This is a genomic window from Streptomyces viridosporus, assembly GCF_002078235.1.
GTDB lineage: Bacteria > Actinomycetota > Actinomycetes > Streptomycetales > Streptomycetaceae > Streptomyces > Streptomyces viridosporus.
In genome coordinates, this window is record NZ_MSGP01000430.1 from 22,445 (window position 1) to 37,809 (window position 15,365).

Consider the following 15,365-nt stretch of genomic DNA (forward strand, 5'->3'; position numbering starts at 1 on the left):
GCCGGTGGCGCGGTCACCGGCAGCGGCGGAGTTCCAGCTCGGCCCACACGGTCTTGACCGGTACCGGGCCCTCGCGCACACCCCAGCGGTCGGCCAACTCCTCGACCAGCAACAGGCCGTAGCCGGACTCGGCGAGTTCCGAGGGGACGCTCCGGCACACGGGCAGGCTCTCGCCCCGGGCGTCGGTCACCTCGATGCGGAGGGTGGCGGGCGCGGTGACGGCGAGACCGAGCCGGAAGCTCCGGCCGGTCACGCGCCCGTGCAGCACGGCGTTCGCGGCGAGTTCGGCGACGATCAGCCGGGCCGGGTCCAACGGCACTCCCCAGGCGCCCAGTTGTTCGGCGGCGAGCAGCCGGGCGAGACGGGCGCCCCGGCGGGTGTGAGCAGGACGCGGGCGTATCCGTGGAGCCGGCCCGAGAGCGTCAGCAGGATCTTGCCGCCCGGCCGGGTCTGGGCGACCAGGGCCGGGGGCACGGCACGGAAGGAGCAGGCCGCGACGATCCGGTCGAACGGCGCCTCGGGCCAGTACCCGTACAGCCCGTCCGCGACCGCGAGGGTCGGCGTGTGACCGCAGCCGTGCAGCGCGCTCGCGGCCCGCTCCAGCCGGCGCGCGTCCACCTCGACGCTCGTGACACCGGCCGACCCGAGGCGTCCACAGGCGAGCGCGGTCGAGTAGCCCGTCCCTGTGCCGATCTCCAGCACCGTGTGCCCCTCCCGCACCTCGGCGTCGGCCCACATCCGCAACACGAGCGACGGCAGGGTGGAGGACGAGGTCGGGGCCCCTCCGTACCGCTCGGCCGGCTCCTCCCAGTCGGGCTCGTCGCCGTCGAACTGGGTGATGAGCGTGGTGTCGGAGTACGCGGCGGCCAGCCAGCGCCCGTGGTCGAGGTCGGCGGTGACGGGCTGCCACCGGGTCAGCCCCCGCCCGTCGCACTCGTCGGCGGGCAGGTAGAAACCGGGCACGAACCGGTGCCGGGGCACCGCCTCCACCGCCGCCCGCCAGCCCGGATCGTCCAGGAACCCGCGTGCGGCGAGGTCTTCCGCCATCGCCCCGCGCAGCCGGGCGGCATCGGTTTCGAGGTCGATGGGCATCGCCATGAACCGCCCTTCCTGTGGTGTGGTGTTTTCCCGATTCACATCACTCAGTGTGTTCACGCGTACGCACTGTGTGAATACGGGCAGCTCGTACGGCCGGTGGCTGTACGCAAGGCGCCCGGTCCTGTCCGGCCTGCCCGGGGTGACCGGGTGCGGGCGGCCGGGGTTGGTCCGGGGAAGGGCGCGCGACGGGAGGACGGCGAGCATGAGCGAGTGGGAAGCGGGGCTGGACGACGAAGAGGCCGGGGCCGTGATGCGCACGGTCACACGGCAGTTGAAGCTGTGGCGGGAAGCGGCCGGCCTCACCCAGGCAGAGTTCGGGGCGGCGATCGGGTACGGGGAGGAACTGGTCTCGTCCGTGGAGCGGGGACGGCGGATTCCTCGGCCGGAGTATCTGGACGCCGCGGACGAGGTGTTGGCCGCAGGCGGCAGGATCGCTGCAATGAAGGGGGACGTGGCGGAGGCCCGATACCCGAAGAAGGTACGGGACGTGAAGCGCCTGGAGGCGGAAGCCGTCGAAATCTGCTCCTACAACAACTCCGTCATCGACGGGCTTTTGCAGACCGAGGCATATGCGCGGGCCGTGTTCGGCTCCCGACGACCGCAGTTCACGGAAGAGGAATTGGAGCAGCGGGTAGCCGCTCGTCTGGATCGACAGGAGATCTTCTGCGCCCCAACAGCTCGTCCACTCTTCAGCTTTGTGCTGTGCGAAGCGACGCTGCGCCGCTTGACCGGGGGCAAGATGGTGATGCACAACCAGCTCGAACGACTGTCGGAAGTGGCCCGGCTGCGGAACGTCGACCTACAGGTGCTGCCTCTGAGCCGGGAGGAGAACTCGGGTCTCGGGGGCCCCTTCCGACTGCTCAAGCTCAAGGACGGAGCGGCCGTGGGTCTGAACGAAGTCCAGCTCACCAACCGTGTGATCACCGACCCGAAAGAGACCACGGTCCTCGACATGCGCTATGGGATCATCCGGGCGCAGGCTCTCACACCACGAGAGTCGCCGGCCTTCATCGAGAAAGTGCTGGGAGAGTCATGACCCTCAAGCCCTCTGACGGAGCCGACGGCAAGCTGGAGTGGATAAAGAGCAGTCACAGCTCGGACGACGGCCCGTCCTGCGTCGAGGTCGCCACCACTCCGGCAACCATCCTCGTCCGCGACTCCAAGAACCCGAACGGCCCCCGCCTCGCCCTCGCCCCCACCACCTGGACGGCCTTCCTGCCGTACGCGTCCGGGCACTGACCGAGTAAACGCACGTGGCCCGCACCCGAATGCACGGGTGCGGGCCACCTCTGCGTGTCAGTCGGCGACCGGGGTCGCCGCCTCCTCCACCGAGCCCCCGGGTCTGCCGTGCACGGTCTCCGCGATCGCGGCGAACTCCTCCAGCGCGGCCTGAAGGTCCTCGACGATCCCGGCGGCCGTCCCGAAGCGGCTCGGCGCCTTGATCGGCCCAGAGGCATTCGCCCGGATCCGCCGCACGGCCGTTCCACTCTGCTACCTTTCAACTGTGACATGATCACCAGCAGGGAGGGAAAGTAAAATGAGTCCCACGATCCGGGTGGACGACGAGGTGTACGAAGAGCTGCAGAAACGGGCGAAGCCCTTCGTCGACACGCCGAACAGCACGCTCCGCCGGGTCCTCGGCCTCCCGGAGAAGGCAACGCAGTCGGGGAGCGGGGCTGCCGCGCCCTCATCGCCGGAAGCCGCACTCCGTCCCCTTCTGGCGGACCGGCGGCTTCACCCCGGTCAGCGGCTGGTGTGGCGGCGGCGAAATCTCAACCGGGTGCACTATGCCGAAGTGCTCGAGAACGGCACGCTCCGACTGGAGGACGGCTCCGTTCATGACACCCCCTCGGGCGCGGCAACGGCACTCGCGGGCAACTCCCAGAACGGCTGGACGGCCTTCGCCACCGAGGACGGCACCCTGTTGCGGGACATGCGATGAGCACGGGCACCTCGACCCCCCGGACCTACGATGGCACGACACTCGGAGGTGGGACATGGCAGGTGTGACCAAGCCCAAAGTCGGCCGTGTCGCGCCGCTGGAACTGGTCGAATGGGCTCTGAGCGGGCGCATCCGGATTCCGCGCTTCCAGCGTTCGTACCGCTGGGAAGCCTCCGACTCCGAGCGGCTCTTCGACAGCATCCTGCGTGGCTATCCCATCGGCAACCTGCTGATGTGGCGCAAGCCCGCGCCGGCCGCCGAGATCACCTTGGGCGAGCTCCGGTTCGACGCCCCGGAACGATCCGACGCGTTGTGGGTGGTTGACGGACAGCAGCGTCTGACCACGCTCATCGGTGCGCTCACGGCATCCGAAGATACGGTGGACCGTCGGTTCCGCATCTTCTACGACCTGCGGGAGAAAGACGCCCGCAAACGGTTCCTGTCCGCGCCGCACTCCCAGAACGTGCGTGATCACTGGCTGCCGGTCTGGGTCGCCGGCGACAACCGGCGGCTCATCGCCTGGCAACGTGAACGGCCGTGGCTGACCGACGAGGAATACGACCTCTGCGACTCGGTGGCCACCGCCATCCGCACCTACGAGATTCCCATGTACGAGATCGAGGGCGACGACGAGCAGGCGCTGCGCGAGATCTTCGACCGGATGAACACCTTCGGCAAGACCCTGAAGAGAGCCGAGATCTTCCAGGCTCTGCATTCCGCTCCCCTCGACGTGCAGCCGTCCGATCTCGATGCGCTGCGTGACCGGGTCGGAGCACTCGACTTCGGGGACTTCAGCCCCCAACTGCTCATGCAAAGCGTGATGGCGACGCGGGGCGGGCAGGTAGACCGCGACTTCCGCCAGGAGTTCAAGGACGACGAGGACCGACAACAGGCCTTCGCCCGGACCGAGAAGGCTCTTCGCCTGGTGGTCGACTGGTTGCGCAGCGAGGCCGGAATCCCCCACCTGCGCCTGCTCCCGTACGCCCTTTACGTACCCGTACTCACCCGTTACGCCGCTCTGTTCGGGCACCCGACCGGGCGAGGCAGTGAGCTCTTGCGCCGCTGGGTCTGGCGGGGAGCAGCGGTCGGGGCGGCCCCGCAGGGGAACACCGTCGCTCTGCGGCGCAACGCCAGCGCTGTACATGACGATCCTGTCGCCAGTGCCACCCGGATGCTGGACCTGCTGCCGATCGGCGGAGAACTCTGGAAACCGGATCTGACCCAGACAGCGCTGAACCGAACGCAAGCGAAGATCAACGTGCTCGGTCTCCTGTCGGCTCGCCCTGTCCTCCTCGCGCAGGCCACGGATTCGGACGGGAACCACTACCCGACGGGCACACGGCTCAGCGACTCCCGCCTGTTGGTGGACATGCTCAACAGCGGGAGCTCCCCACTGCAGCCACTCGTGGCCGGCCGGACCATGGCCGCCAAAGTGCTCCATCCTGCGAACAAGACAGGGTTCGGCTTCTTCTCGGAGCGGTGGGACCCTGCCGTCCTTCGATCGCACTGCATGGACGAACGGTGCGTGGAACTACTCGACACGCACACCACCGAAAGCACCGACGAGTTCCTGGCCCGCCGCGCCGACATCATGACCACGGTCATCTCGGATCATGTGCAGCGCATGGCGTTGTTCGGATTCTCCGACGGGCCCGAGGCCGAGGCCCTGTTCGACGACAATCTCTGGGGAGACAGCACCGATGCAGCGTGATGTGACCGCCACGGTCTTCCTGAGGGACCGCCGTGTCGGTGTGCTGGGCTACCACAAGGGCAACACGTGGTTCGAATACACGGACCTGACAGCCGTTCACCCGATCCTCGGGCAAGGTTTCGAACGTGATCCGCGCAAGCGCCGGACAGCGAGCGGCAGTGTGCCGGAGTGGTTCGCGAACCTGCTTCCGGAACAAGGCAGCGGGCTCCGGCGTCTGGTGGCCGCCGAGTTGGGCAAGCAGCGGATTCACGACTTCGTACTGCTGAACCATCTCGGTGAGGACCTGCCTGGTGCGGTGCGCGTGGTACCGGACTCCCCGCTGGACGACCTCCCCGACCACGACCAGCCCGAGACATGCAGCCACGACCATGCCCTGCGCTTCTCACTGGCCGGCGTGCAGCCCAAGTTCTCCATGCGTTTCTCAGGGAAGGCGCTGGTGCTTCCGACCACCGGGAGCGGCGGCGACTGGATCGTCAAACTCCCCGACGAGCGCTTCCCCGCCGTCCCCGCCAATGAATACGCCATGCTGCACTGGGCCGCTCTGTCGGGCATCGACGTACCCGAGGCCGTCCTCGTCCCCGGCTCAGAGGTCAGCAATCTGCCCGATGGGCTGGCCGACCCCTCGGAGCCTGTACTCGCGGTTCGTCGCTTCGACCGGACGAGTGAGGGCCGGATCCATCAGGAAGACTTCGCGCAAGTGCGCGAAGTCGCCGCCGACTCCAAATACGATCGGGCCAATTACGCCGGCCTCGGTCGTGTGATCAACGCGGTCTGCCCACCCGAGGACGTCGTCGAGTACGTACGTCGACTCGTCGCCATGATCGTCATGGGAAACGCGGACGCACACCTGAAGAACTGGACTCTGCGCTACCCGACCGGGAGACAGGCCCGGCTCTCGCCCGCATACGACCTGGTCTGCATCGCCGCCTACCCGAAGGCCGACCAGAAGCTGGCTTTCCCTCTGAGTGGAACCGCCGACTGCGAACGCATCACTCTCGACAGCTTCCGCGCCATGTCACCGTCGCTGATGCTTCCCGACGAACAGATCGCCTCGACGGTGCGGGAGAGTGTTGCGGCCCTGGCCACCTCCTGGCCCCAGGTGAAACGGGACTGCCCCGTTCCCGACATGGTGGTCAGGGCCATCGACGAACGTCTTGAACAGCTTCCACTGATGCGTGCCTGATGTGATGACCACGGAGATCCCGGGCGACGTGATCGGGACGTCGGAGGCCGGACGAGGCGGGGCGCCCCCGAAAGGGCGCCCCGCCTCACCTCAGGTGCTCGTCGACCGCCGCCTGCGCGACCCCGGCCGCCGCTCGCTCGGCCGGGTCACCGGGTCGCCGGCCTCGATCGCGGCGGCGCGGCGCCGGGCGCCGAAGTCCGCCAGCGCCTCCGCCAGCTTGTGCACCGACGGCTCGGGGGCCATGACGTCGACCCGCAGCCCGTGCTCCTCGGCCGTCTTGGCCGTGGCCGGGCCGATGCACGCGATGACCGTCACGTTGTGCGGCTTGCCCGCGATGCCCACCAGGTTCCGCACCGTCGACGACGACGTGAACATCACCGCGTCGAAGCCGCCGCCCTTGATCGCCTCACGGGTCTCCGCCGGCGGCGGCGAGGCGCGCACGGTCCGGTAGGCCGTGACGTCGTCGACCTCCCAGCCCAGCTCGATGAGACCGGCGACCAGCGTCTCCGTGGCGATGTCCGCCCGCGGCAGGAACACCCGGTCGATCGGGTCGAAGACCGGGTCGTACGGCGGCCAGTCCTCCACGAGCCCGCGGGCCGACTGCTCGCCGCTCGGCACCAGGTCCGGCCGCACCCCGAAGTCGATCAGGGCCTTGGCCGTCTGGTCGCCCACCGCCGCGACCTTGATCCCGGCGAAGGCGCGGGCGTCGAGGCCGTACTCCTCGAACTTCTCGCGGACCGCCTTGACCGCGTTGACGGACGTGAACGCGATCCACTCGTAGCGGCCCGTCACCAGGCCCTTGACCGCCCGCTCCATCTGCTGGGGCGTGCGCGGCGGCTCGACCGCGATGGTCGGCACCTCGTGCGGCACGGCCCCGTACGACCGCAGCTGGTCGGAGAGCGACGCCGCCTGCTCCTTGGTGCGCGGGACGAGGACCTTCCAGCCGAACAGCGGCTTGGACTCGAACCACGACAGCCGGTCGCGCTGGGCGGCGGCACTGCGCTCACCGACCACGGCTATCACCGGTCGGCCGCCGTCCGGGGACGGCAGCACCTTCGCCTGCTTCAGCGTCTGCGCGATCGTGCCGAGCGTCGCCGTCCAGGTGCGCTGCCGGGTCGTCGTACCGGCGACGGTCACCGTCATGGGGGTGTCGGGCTTGCGCCCGGCGGACACCAGTTCGCCCGCCGTGGCGGCGACCGAGTCGAGCGTGCTGGAGACGACCACCGTGGCGTCCGACGCCCCGACCTCCGTCCAGCAGCGGTCGGACGCCGTGCGCGCGTCCACGAACCGCACGTCCGCGCCCTCGGCGTCCCGCAGCGGCACACCGGCGTACGCGGGCACGCCGACCGCCGTCGCGATGCCGGGGACGACCTCGAAGGGCACCCCGGCCGCGGCGCACGCCAGCATCTCCTCGGCGGCGTACACGTCGAGCCCGGGGTCACCGGTCACCGCACGCACGACCCGCCTGCCGCCCCGCGCGGCCTCCATGACAAGATGTGCGGCATCCCTCGCCGCGGGGACGGCGACGGTTGTTGATGCACCATCAATAACCGTCAACTGGGGCGTGCCCGTGCCCGGAGCGGACGACGCGGAGGAACCCGCCGCGTCCGTGTCCGTGTGCACTTCGGCGACGCCCTGCTTGGCGTGCGGGCGCACGACGTCGAGCACCTCGTGCTCGGCGACGAGGACGTCCGCGTTCGCCAGCGCCTCCACGGCGCGCAGAGTCAGTAGTCCCGGATCCCCGGGTCCGGCACCGAGGAAGGTGACGTGCCCGTGTTCCGGAGGGGCGGGAAGGGTGGTGGGGCTCAATGTGCTCGCTCCCCCATCAGACCGGCCGCGCCCTGCGCCAGCATCTCGGTGGCGAGTTCGCTACCGAGCGCCATCGCCGCCTCGTGCGTCTCGGGCACGGGACCGGTGGTGGACAGCTGCACCAGCTTGGTGCCGTCGGTCGTACCGACGACGCCGCGCAGGCGCATTTCCTTGACAGTCTGCCCGTCGCCCAGAAGGTCGGCGAGCGCGCCCACGGGGGCGCTGCAACCGGCCTCCAGGGCGGCGAGCAGTGACCTCTCGGCCGTCACGGCGGCCCGGGTGAACGGGTCGTCGAGCTCGGCGAGCGCGGCGATCAGCGGCGCGTTGTCCGCGGTGCACTCGACCGCCAGGGCCCCCTGGCCGGGGGCGGGCAGAACCGTGTCGACCGACAGGAAGTCGGTCACTTCCTCGCTGCGGCCGACCCGGTTCATGCCGGCGGCGGCCAGCACGACGGCGTCCAGCTCACCGCTGCGCACGTACCCGATCCGGGTGTCGACGTTCCCGCGGATCGGCACCGTCTCGATGTCCATGCCGTGGGCGCGGGCGTACGCGTTCAGCTGCGCCATGCGGCGCGGCGAACCGGTGCCGATGCGGGCGCCGCGCGGCAGGTCGGTGAACTTGGGCACGTCGCGCCCCACCATCACGTCGCGCGGGTCCTCGCGCACCGGAATGGCGGCCACGACCAGCTCGTCGGGCTGCGTGGTCGGAATGTCCTTCAGGGAGTGCACCGCGAAGTCCACCTCACCGCGTGCCAGCGCCTCCCGCAGCGCGGCCACGAACACGCCCGTGCCGCCGATCTGCGCGAGGTGCTCGCGCGAGGTGTCGCCGTACGTGGTGATGGGGACGAGTTCGACGGGCCGTCCGGTCACCTGGCGCACGGCTTCCGCCACCTGGCCGGACTGGGCCATGGCGAGCTTGCTGCGCCTGGTCCCCAGCCTCAGTGCCTTCTCAGTCATGCCGGCCCTCGGTTCTCTGGGTTCTTCTCGGTGCTTTCCCCGGCCCGGGAGACGGCTGCCACCGTCTCGGGGTCGAGGTTGAACAGGGTGCGCAGTGCGTCGGCGTACCCGGCGCCGCCGGGCTCGGCTGCGAGCTGCTTGACCCGTACGGTCGGCGCGTGCAACAGCTTGTCGACCACCCGCCGTACGGTCTGTGTGATCTCCGCGCGGTGCTTGTCGTCGAGGCCGGGCAGTCGCCCTTCCAGGCGGGCGATCTCACCGGCGACCACGTCCGCGGCCATGGTGCGCAGGGCGACCACGGTCGGCGTGATGTGCGCCGCCCGCTGCGCCGCCCCGAAGGCCGCGACCTCATCGGAGACGATACGCCTGACCTGGTCCACATCGGCAGCCATCGGAGCGTCCGCGGAGGCCTCCGCGAGCGATTCGATGTCGACCAGCCGCACCCCGGCGAGGTGGTGCACGGCCGCGTCGACGTCGCGCGGCATCGCGAGGTCGAGCAGGAACAGCACGGGCTCCGGACGCGGCGGTTCGGCCACCGGCTCCGGGCGGCGCAGCTCGGGGATCCGGCCGGCGCTCGTCGCGGTGGCGGCCAGCGCGCCGATCAGCTCGGCGTCGGCCTCGGGGCCGCGCTTCCCGGCCTCCCTGCGGTCGACCGTGCCGCCGGCGACCCATGCGGCGTGCTGCTCCAGCGTCGCCGCGTCCATGCCGGCGACGGCCGCCTCGCCCATCACGGAGAAGCCGGGCTGCACGGCGGACAGCTCCAGCGGACAGCCTTCCTCGGCGCCGACGGAGGGGGGCGCCGACGAGGCCGGTACGTCCGGGGAACGCTCGTCGGGGGCGACGGCCGGCTGCTCGCCGGTACGGCCCTGCACCGCGGCGGCGACGGCGTCGGCCGTCAGGACGAGCCCGGTCGCGCCGGTGCAGGAGACGACGACGTCGGCACGTGTCAACTCGTCCGGCACCGATCCCATCGGTACCGCGCGGGCCAGGACGTCCGTGTCGTCGTCCTCGGTCAATATCTGTGTGAGGCGCTCGGCGCGCTCGTGCGTGCGGTTGGCGACGACTATCTCGGCGACACCGGCCCGCGCGAGGGTGGCCGCGGCCAGCGACGACATCGAACCGGCGCCGATGACCAGGGCCTTCTTGCCCCGGGCCCAGCTCCCGACGTCCGTGCCGGCGGCGAGCTGCTCCAGGCCGAAGGTGACCAGGGACTGCCCGGCGCGGTCGATGCCGGTCTCGGAGTGGGCGCGCTTGCCGACCCTGAGCGCCTGCTGGAACAGGTCGTTCAGCAGCCGGCCGGCGGTGTGCAGCTCCTGGGACCGGGCGAGCGAGTCCTTGATCTGGCCGAGGATCTGGCCCTCGCCCACGACCATCGAGTCCAGTCCGCAGGCCACCGAGAACAGGTGGTGGACGGCCCGGTCCTCGTAGTGCACATAAAGATAAGGAGTGAGCTCCTCCAGGCCGACCCCGCTGTGCTGGGCCAGCAGCGTGGACAGCTCGGCGACACCGGCGTGGAACTTGTCCACGTCGGCGTAGAGCTCGATGCGGTTGCAGGTGGCGAGCACCGCGGCCTCGGCGGCCGGTTCGGCGGCGACCGTGTCCTGCGCGAGCTTGGCCCGCGCGTCCGGGTGCAGCGAGGCCCGCTCCAGCACGCTGACCGGGGCGCTGCGGTGGCTCAGTCCGACGACGAGGAGACTCATGCCGGCATCACGGCGGGCACGTCCCCGTCGGGTCCCTGGTCGGTGCCGGACTCCTCGCGGGCGGCGGCCGGGACGGCGGTCTCGGCGGCGACCCCGGTCGTGGCCTCCTCGCCGGCCTTGCGCTGCTCGTGGAAGGCGAGGATCTGCAGCTCGATGGAGAGGTCCACCTTGCGCACGTCGACGCCGTCCGGGACGGACAGCACGGTGGGCGCGAAGTTCAGGATGGAGGTGACGCCGGCGGCCACGAGCCGGTCGCAGACCTGCTGGGCGGCGCCCGCGGGGGTCGCGATCACGCCGATCGAGACGCCGTTGTCCCGGATGATCGATTCCAGCTCGTCGGTGTGCTGCACCGGGATCCCGGCGACGGGCTTTCCGGCCATCCCTGGGTCGGCGTCGATGAGCGCGGCGACCCGGAAACCACGGGAGGCGAAGCCGCCGTAGTTGGCGAGTGCGGCACCGAGGTTGCCGATTCCTACGATCACAACCGGCCAGTCCTGGGTCAGGCCGAGTTCACGGGAGATCTGGTACACGAGATACTCGACGTCGTAGCCGACGCCCCTGGTCCCGTAGGAGCCGAGGTAGGAGAAGTCTTTGCGCAGCTTCGCGGAGTTGACGCCCGCGGCGGCCGCCAGCTCCTCCGAGGAGACCGTGGGCACCGAGCGCTCGGAGAGCGCGGTGAGGGCGCGGAGGTACAGCGGAAGCCTGGCGACGGTGGCCTCGGGAATCCCTCGGCTACGGGTCGCCGGTCGGTGAGTTCGGCCAGTTGCCACGGTGCTCCTGCGGGTAGAGCGGGGCTTCGGGCGGTCATACGTCCCCGGACCGCCCCGTCGAATGCAGGCTATGTCTTTGTGAACGCGTGCACAAAGATGGTGTCCGATTTGCCCGGCCAACGTGACCGGGGTCACGAAACCCCGGGGCCGTCGCGTGGAACCGGCGCACCCGCACCGCCGCTCCTTGACTTCTGGGGGCAAAACCGCACACCTTCCTCTGTGAATCCCGCCCCCGAGACCAAGTCACCATCGATCCTAAGCGACTTTCCGGTCCGTTTGGACTGATCGGTCAGTTGATCGTCCGGGCGGCCCGAACGCCTCAGGGGCCGGTGAGGGCGCCGCGGAGGCGGTCCTCGTTCACGCGCCAGAAGGTGTGCTGCCGGCCGTCGACGAGCACGACGGGGATCTGCTCCCAGTACCGCTCGTGCAGGTCCGGGTCCTGGGTGATGTCCTTCCGCTCCCAGCGGACGCCGAGCTCACCGCACACCTTCTCCACCACCACCTGCGCTTCGTCGCACAGATGGCAGCCGGGCTTGCGGACGAGGGTGACGAGCCGGTCCCGCGGGGCGGCCGGGGTGTTGCGGCGGAAAAGAGGGCTCATACCGGCCATTGTCGCGCGCGGCCTTAACGACACGGACGCGAAGAGTTCACGACGTGCGAACGTCTCGGGTCCGGAACCACCGTCCGGACTGGCTATGCTCACGCCATGGCCGCTCTAGGATGGCTCACTCCCCGTAGGCGTTCCGCCACGGCGCGGAGCGTGTTGGCAGGCGAGGCCTCTGCGGAGGCAGCACGCAAATCCACCCAGGACGTTTCCGACCGCGAACCGGAGTTCCCGGTTCACGGCGACGACCGGGCTGCCGCGTTCTTCGACCTGGACAACACGGTGATGCAGGGCGCGGCCCTGTTCCACTTCGGGCGGGGCCTGTACAAGCGGAAGTTCTTCGAGACGCGCGAGCTGATGCGGTTCGCCTGGCAGCAGGCGTGGTTCCGGCTGGCGGGCGTCGAGGACCCCGAGCACATGCAGGAGGCCCGCGACTCGGCCCTGTCGATCGTCCAGGGCCATCGCGTCTCCGAGCTGCAGTCCATCGGCGAGGAGATCTACGACGAGTACATGGCCGAGCGGATCTGGCCGGGAACGCGGGCGCTCGCCCAGGCGCACCTGGACGCCGGACAGCGGGTGTGGCTGGTCACGGCGGCACCGGTGGAGATCGCCCAGGTGATCGCACGCCGGCTGGGGCTGACCGGGGCGCTGGGCACGGTGGCGGAGTCGATCGACGGCGTGTACACGGGCAAGCTGGTGGGCGAGCCACTGCACGGGCCGGCCAAGGCGGAGGCGGTGCGCGCGCTGGCGCTCGCGGAGGAACTGGACCTGAGCCGCTGCGCGGCGTACAGCGATTCGCACAACGACATCCCGATGCTGTCGCTGGTGGGCCACCCGTACGCGATCAACCCGGACGCCAAGCTCCGCAAGCACGCGCGCCGGATGGACTGGCGCCTGCGCGACTACCGCACCGGCCGCAAGGCGGCGAAGGTCGGCATCCCCGCGGCGGCGGGCGTGGGCGCGGTGGCGGGCGGCACGGCGGCGGCCATCGCCCTGCACCGCAAGCGCCGCTGAAACGATCGTCCCGATCGTCCGGGGGCAGGAGCACCGCCCCGCCGGGGAACCCGGCCAATCCGACTGCTCTACCCCGCAACCCCTCTGCCCAGTCCTGTTGGCTGCACACGGCCACAACTCGTCCCGTACCGAACCGGAACACGAAGAATTCCGGTCACCAATCGGTCACCCTTCGATGGGCGAGAGGACGTCAACCGGTTACGGAAGCGACGTAATCGACGATTTGAGCAACTGGGCGTAGCAGCGCCTGTACGAAGCGTTATTCTCCTCAGACGCAAACCGGTACCCCTCCGTCGCCACGACGGGTGAAAGGTTCCGTACTGCACGTGATGGAAGCTCTGCCTCTGGGAGTCCCGTGTATCCACACGTCGGGGTTGACGCCTCGGGCCTGGCTGCGCTGCGCGCGACAGTCGTGAGGGCCCGGGACACGTTGCGCGGCATCGTCCCCACCGCGTACACCGTCCCCGCTTTCGCCATCGCCCCCGTCGGTCCGTGCTACGCCCTCGCCGACGGCCTCGAGCAGGTGCCGACGCGCAGCGCCGTCGTCGAGGGGCGGCGGTCGGGCGACGGGCGGACGGTCGGCCGGCGGGGACGCCCCTCCGGCCCGGCCGCCGCGCGCCGTCCCGCCGCCGACAGCGACAGCGCCCGGATGATGGACCTCGTGGAGCGCGCCCAGGCCGGCGAGGCCGAGGCCTTCGGACGGCTCTACGACCAGTACAGCGACACCGTGTACCGGTACATCTACTACCGGGTGGGCGGCAGGGCGACCGCCGAGGACCTCACCAGCGAGACCTTTCTGCGGGCGCTGCGCCGCATCGGCACCTTCACCTGGCAGGGGCGCGACTTCGGCGCCTGGCTCGTGACCATCGCCCGCAACCTGGTCGCCGACCACTTCAAGTCCAGCCGCTTCCGGCTCGAGGTCACCACCGGGGAGATGCTCGACGCCAACGAGGTCGAGCGGTCCCCCGAGGACTCCGTCCTCGAATCGCTGTCCAACGCCGCCCTCCTCGATGCCGTACGACGACTCAACCCCCAACAGCAGGAGTGCGTCACGCTCCGATTCCTCCAAGGCCTCTCCGTCGCCGAGACCGCCCGCGTGATGGGCAAGAACGAGGGCGCCATCAAGACCCTCCAGTACCGGGCCGTCCGCACCCTCGCCCGGCTCCTCCCGGACGACGCGCGCTGACCGGAGCGGCCGGAGCACTCTCCGACACATTCAACTCACGTTCCGTGAAACCCCGTTGGCTTCCCCATTCGGTCGTCCGGCGTCCGTAACCCAAGTGCCGCGCCGCTCGTTGTGCGGGATACAGGCTCCCTGCGGCCACCCCTGACCGGCTCCGATCACCCGATCGTGTGGACACGGCCGGGGTGTGGAACCCTCAGGCCCCCCGGGGAGTCGACCGTCATGACGAGAGGAGGTGCCGCCAGTGATCGCGAACGTATCGGCGCACCGGCGGGCGAACGCCTTCGCCCAGGCCCTGGAGGAGCAGTCCGACCGGGACCCGGCGGCCGAGCAGTCCGAAGGACCGGCCCCGGCCACCGGGGAGAGCGAGCGGGCACGGCTGCTCACACTCGCCTCCGGTCTCGGCGCACTGCCCAAACCGGAGCTGGACCCCGAGGTCAAGGTCGTCCAGCGGGCCCAGCTGGTGGCCGCGTTCGAGGCCATGCTCCAAGAGGGCACCGCGGCGGGCGAGGCGACGGACCGGTCCGTGCCCGAACAGCGCTCGCGCCGGGCCCGGGGCACCCACCGGGCGACCCCCCTGGGCAGACTGCGACCGCGCTCACGGCTGGCCAAAGGGCTCACCGCGGGCGGACTCAGCGTCGGTGTCGCCGCCGGCGCCCTCGGCGGAGCCGCCGCCGCCAGTTCCGACGCCCTGCCCGGCGAATCCCTGTACGGCCTCAAGCGCGGCATCGAGGACGTCAGGCTCGGCCTCGCCGACGACAACACCGAGCGCGGCCGGATCCATCTCGACCACGCCTCCACCCGCCTCAGCGAGGCCCGTCGGCTGATGGAGCGCGGACGCAGCGGCCCGCTCGACCACGAATCCCTCGGCGAGATCCGCCGCACCCTGTCCGGCATGCGGCACGACGCCTCCGAGGGCCACCGGCTGCTGCGCGAGGCCTACGCACGCGACCCGGACTCCCTGGGCCCCATGCGGACGCTCTCCTCCTTCTCCCACGCGCACCGCGAGACCTGGGGCACCCTGCGCGACCAACTGCCGGTGCAGTTGGGGGACGTCAGTGAGCAGGTGTCGTCGGTGTTCGACGCCATAGAGCAGGACGTCGCCCCGCTGCAGTCCCTGCTCCCCGCGCCCCCGTCCCGGAAGGACGGCGCCGACGAACGGCAGCGCGGCTCCGGTCCGACGCCCGGCACCCCGTCCGCCACGGGCCCCTCACCGGCGCCCAGTACCAGCAGCGGCGACGGCGCTTCCGACGGGAGCGGCACCGGCAGCCAGGGGCCCAGCAGCTCCGCCGGCACCGACGCCGAGGACGACGGCCTGCTCGGCGGCAACACCGGCGACCTGCTCGACCCGCCCCGGGAGAGCGGCGCCGACACGTCGCCGCAGGCCCCGGGAGG

General features: G+C 70.5%; 15 protein-coding genes and 1 pseudogene. 8 read left to right on the plus strand and 8 right to left on the minus strand.

Annotated features, from left to right (window positions below; translation table 11 throughout):
- Positions 1 to 13: 13 nt before the first annotated feature.
- Together B7L92_RS27825 and B7L92_RS27830 are read right to left on the minus strand one after the other, a co-directional pair.
- Entirely contained in the window at positions 14 to 400 is a 387-nt protein-coding gene (locus tag B7L92_RS27825) for an ATP-binding protein (protein ID WP_081240118.1), read from the minus strand.
- A pseudogene (locus tag B7L92_RS27830) lies at positions 352 to 1,098 on the minus strand (methyltransferase domain-containing protein); the annotation flags it as partial. The pseudogene B7L92_RS27830 and the gene B7L92_RS27825, both read right to left, overlap by 49 nt.
- Before the next feature lie 202 nt (positions 1,099 to 1,300).
- Here B7L92_RS27830 and B7L92_RS27835 point away from each other — a divergent pair.
- Positions 1,301 to 2,134 (plus strand): helix-turn-helix domain-containing protein, encoded by an 834-nt coding sequence (locus B7L92_RS27835; protein ID WP_081240105.1) that lies wholly within the window; start codon positions 1,301 to 1,303, stop codon positions 2,132 to 2,134.
- Positions 2,131 to 2,337, plus strand: coding sequence for a DUF397 domain-containing protein (locus tag B7L92_RS27840; protein WP_081240106.1), 207 nt, complete (start codon positions 2,131 to 2,133; stop codon positions 2,335 to 2,337). Before B7L92_RS27835 ends, B7L92_RS27840 begins: the two co-directional genes overlap by 4 nt.
- Positions 2,338 to 2,394: 57 nt before the next feature.
- Here B7L92_RS27840 and B7L92_RS27845 read toward each other — a convergent pair whose 3' ends face one another.
- Complete coding sequence (locus tag B7L92_RS27845; protein WP_081240107.1) at positions 2,395 to 2,574, minus strand: hypothetical protein; 180 nt, start codon at positions 2,572 to 2,574, stop codon at positions 2,395 to 2,397.
- Positions 2,575 to 2,653: 79 nt separating this feature from the next.
- Here B7L92_RS27845 and B7L92_RS27850 point away from each other — a divergent pair, with 79 nt between their 5' ends.
- From B7L92_RS27850 to B7L92_RS27860, 3 genes are read left to right on the plus strand one after another with little or no spacing between them, the layout of a single operon-like run.
- Complete coding sequence (locus B7L92_RS27850) at positions 2,654 to 3,040, plus strand: DUF4357 domain-containing protein (RefSeq protein WP_218030477.1); 387 nt, start codon at positions 2,654 to 2,656, stop codon at positions 3,038 to 3,040.
- A 55-nt stretch (positions 3,041 to 3,095) separates the two neighbouring features.
- The gene (locus tag B7L92_RS27855) at positions 3,096 to 4,751 is read left to right on the plus strand and encodes a DUF262 domain-containing protein (protein WP_081240109.1); all 1,656 of its coding nucleotides are present in this window, start codon (positions 3,096 to 3,098) and stop codon (positions 4,749 to 4,751) included.
- Entirely contained in the window at positions 4,741 to 5,934 is a 1,194-nt protein-coding gene (locus B7L92_RS27860; RefSeq protein ID WP_081240110.1) for a type II toxin-antitoxin system HipA family toxin, read from the plus strand. Before B7L92_RS27855 ends, B7L92_RS27860 begins: the two co-directional genes overlap by 11 nt.
- Positions 5,935 to 6,024: 90 nt before the next feature.
- On the opposite strand, the gene B7L92_RS27865 is transcribed toward B7L92_RS27860, so the two are convergent.
- The 5 genes from B7L92_RS27865 to B7L92_RS27885 all read right to left on the minus strand — a co-directional run bounded on the left by B7L92_RS27865 (position 6,025) and on the right by B7L92_RS27885 (position 11,779).
- A complete protein-coding gene (locus B7L92_RS27865) occupies positions 6,025 to 7,743 on the minus strand; it encodes a bifunctional uroporphyrinogen-III C-methyltransferase/uroporphyrinogen-III synthase (RefSeq protein ID WP_081240111.1) in 1,719 nt (572 codons plus the stop codon).
- Positions 7,740 to 8,699, minus strand: coding sequence for a hydroxymethylbilane synthase (gene hemC / locus B7L92_RS27870; RefSeq protein WP_081240112.1), 960 nt, complete (start codon positions 8,697 to 8,699; stop codon positions 7,740 to 7,742). The genes B7L92_RS27865 and hemC overlap by 4 nt, the downstream gene beginning before the upstream one ends.
- Positions 8,696 to 10,399 carry a glutamyl-tRNA reductase gene (locus B7L92_RS27875; RefSeq protein ID WP_081240113.1) on the minus strand — a complete coding sequence of 568 codons (1,704 nt, stop codon included), beginning with the start codon at positions 10,397 to 10,399 and terminating at the stop codon, positions 8,696 to 8,698. The genes hemC and B7L92_RS27875 overlap by 4 nt, the downstream gene beginning before the upstream one ends.
- On the minus strand, positions 10,396 to 11,169 hold the full coding sequence (locus B7L92_RS27880) for a redox-sensing transcriptional repressor Rex (RefSeq protein WP_004984868.1): 774 nt from the start codon (positions 11,167 to 11,169) through the stop codon (positions 10,396 to 10,398). The genes B7L92_RS27875 and B7L92_RS27880 overlap by 4 nt, the downstream gene beginning before the upstream one ends.
- A gap of 319 nt (positions 11,170 to 11,488) precedes the next feature.
- Complete coding sequence (locus B7L92_RS27885; RefSeq protein ID WP_174704029.1) at positions 11,489 to 11,779, minus strand: glutaredoxin family protein; 291 nt, start codon at positions 11,777 to 11,779, stop codon at positions 11,489 to 11,491.
- A 96-nt stretch (positions 11,780 to 11,875) separates the two neighbouring features.
- Here B7L92_RS27885 and B7L92_RS27890 point away from each other — a divergent pair, with 96 nt between their 5' ends.
- The 3 genes from B7L92_RS27890 to B7L92_RS27900 all read left to right on the plus strand — a co-directional run.
- Complete coding sequence (locus B7L92_RS27890) at positions 11,876 to 12,787, plus strand: HAD family hydrolase (protein ID WP_081240115.1); 912 nt, start codon at positions 11,876 to 11,878, stop codon at positions 12,785 to 12,787.
- Positions 12,788 to 13,142: 355 nt separating this feature from the next.
- Complete coding sequence (locus B7L92_RS27895; protein WP_081240116.1) at positions 13,143 to 13,973, plus strand: ECF subfamily RNA polymerase sigma factor, BldN family; 831 nt, start codon at positions 13,143 to 13,145, stop codon at positions 13,971 to 13,973.
- Positions 13,974 to 14,214: 241 nt separating this feature from the next.
- Positions 14,215 to 15,365, plus strand: a 1,151-nt coding sequence (locus B7L92_RS27900) for a DUF5667 domain-containing protein (RefSeq protein ID WP_081240117.1), incomplete at its 3' end; no start/stop codon positions are given.

Bases quoted from the DNA above. Each gene is read 5' to 3' on its own strand.
- B7L92_RS27885 (WP_174704029.1), bottom strand. From the start codon at position 11,779: ATGGCCGGTATGAGCCCTCTTTTCCGCCGCAACACCCCGGCCGCCCCG.
- B7L92_RS27840 (WP_081240106.1), top strand. From the start codon at position 2,131: ATGACCCTCAAGCCCTCTGACGGAGCCGACGGCAAGCTGGAGTGGATA.
- hemC (WP_081240112.1), bottom strand. From the start codon at position 8,699: ATGACTGAGAAGGCACTGAGGCTGGGGACCAGGCGCAGCAAGCTCGCC.
- B7L92_RS27835 (WP_081240105.1), top strand. From the start codon at position 1,301: ATGAGCGAGTGGGAAGCGGGGCTGGACGACGAAGAGGCCGGGGCCGTG.
- B7L92_RS27890 (WP_081240115.1), top strand. From the start codon at position 11,876: ATGGCCGCTCTAGGATGGCTCACTCCCCGTAGGCGTTCCGCCACGGCG.
- B7L92_RS27855 (WP_081240109.1), top strand. From the start codon at position 3,096: ATGGCAGGTGTGACCAAGCCCAAAGTCGGCCGTGTCGCGCCGCTGGAA.
- B7L92_RS27860 (WP_081240110.1), top strand. From the start codon at position 4,741: ATGCAGCGTGATGTGACCGCCACGGTCTTCCTGAGGGACCGCCGTGTC.
- B7L92_RS27875 (WP_081240113.1), bottom strand. From the start codon at position 10,399: ATGAGTCTCCTCGTCGTCGGACTGAGCCACCGCAGCGCCCCGGTCAGC.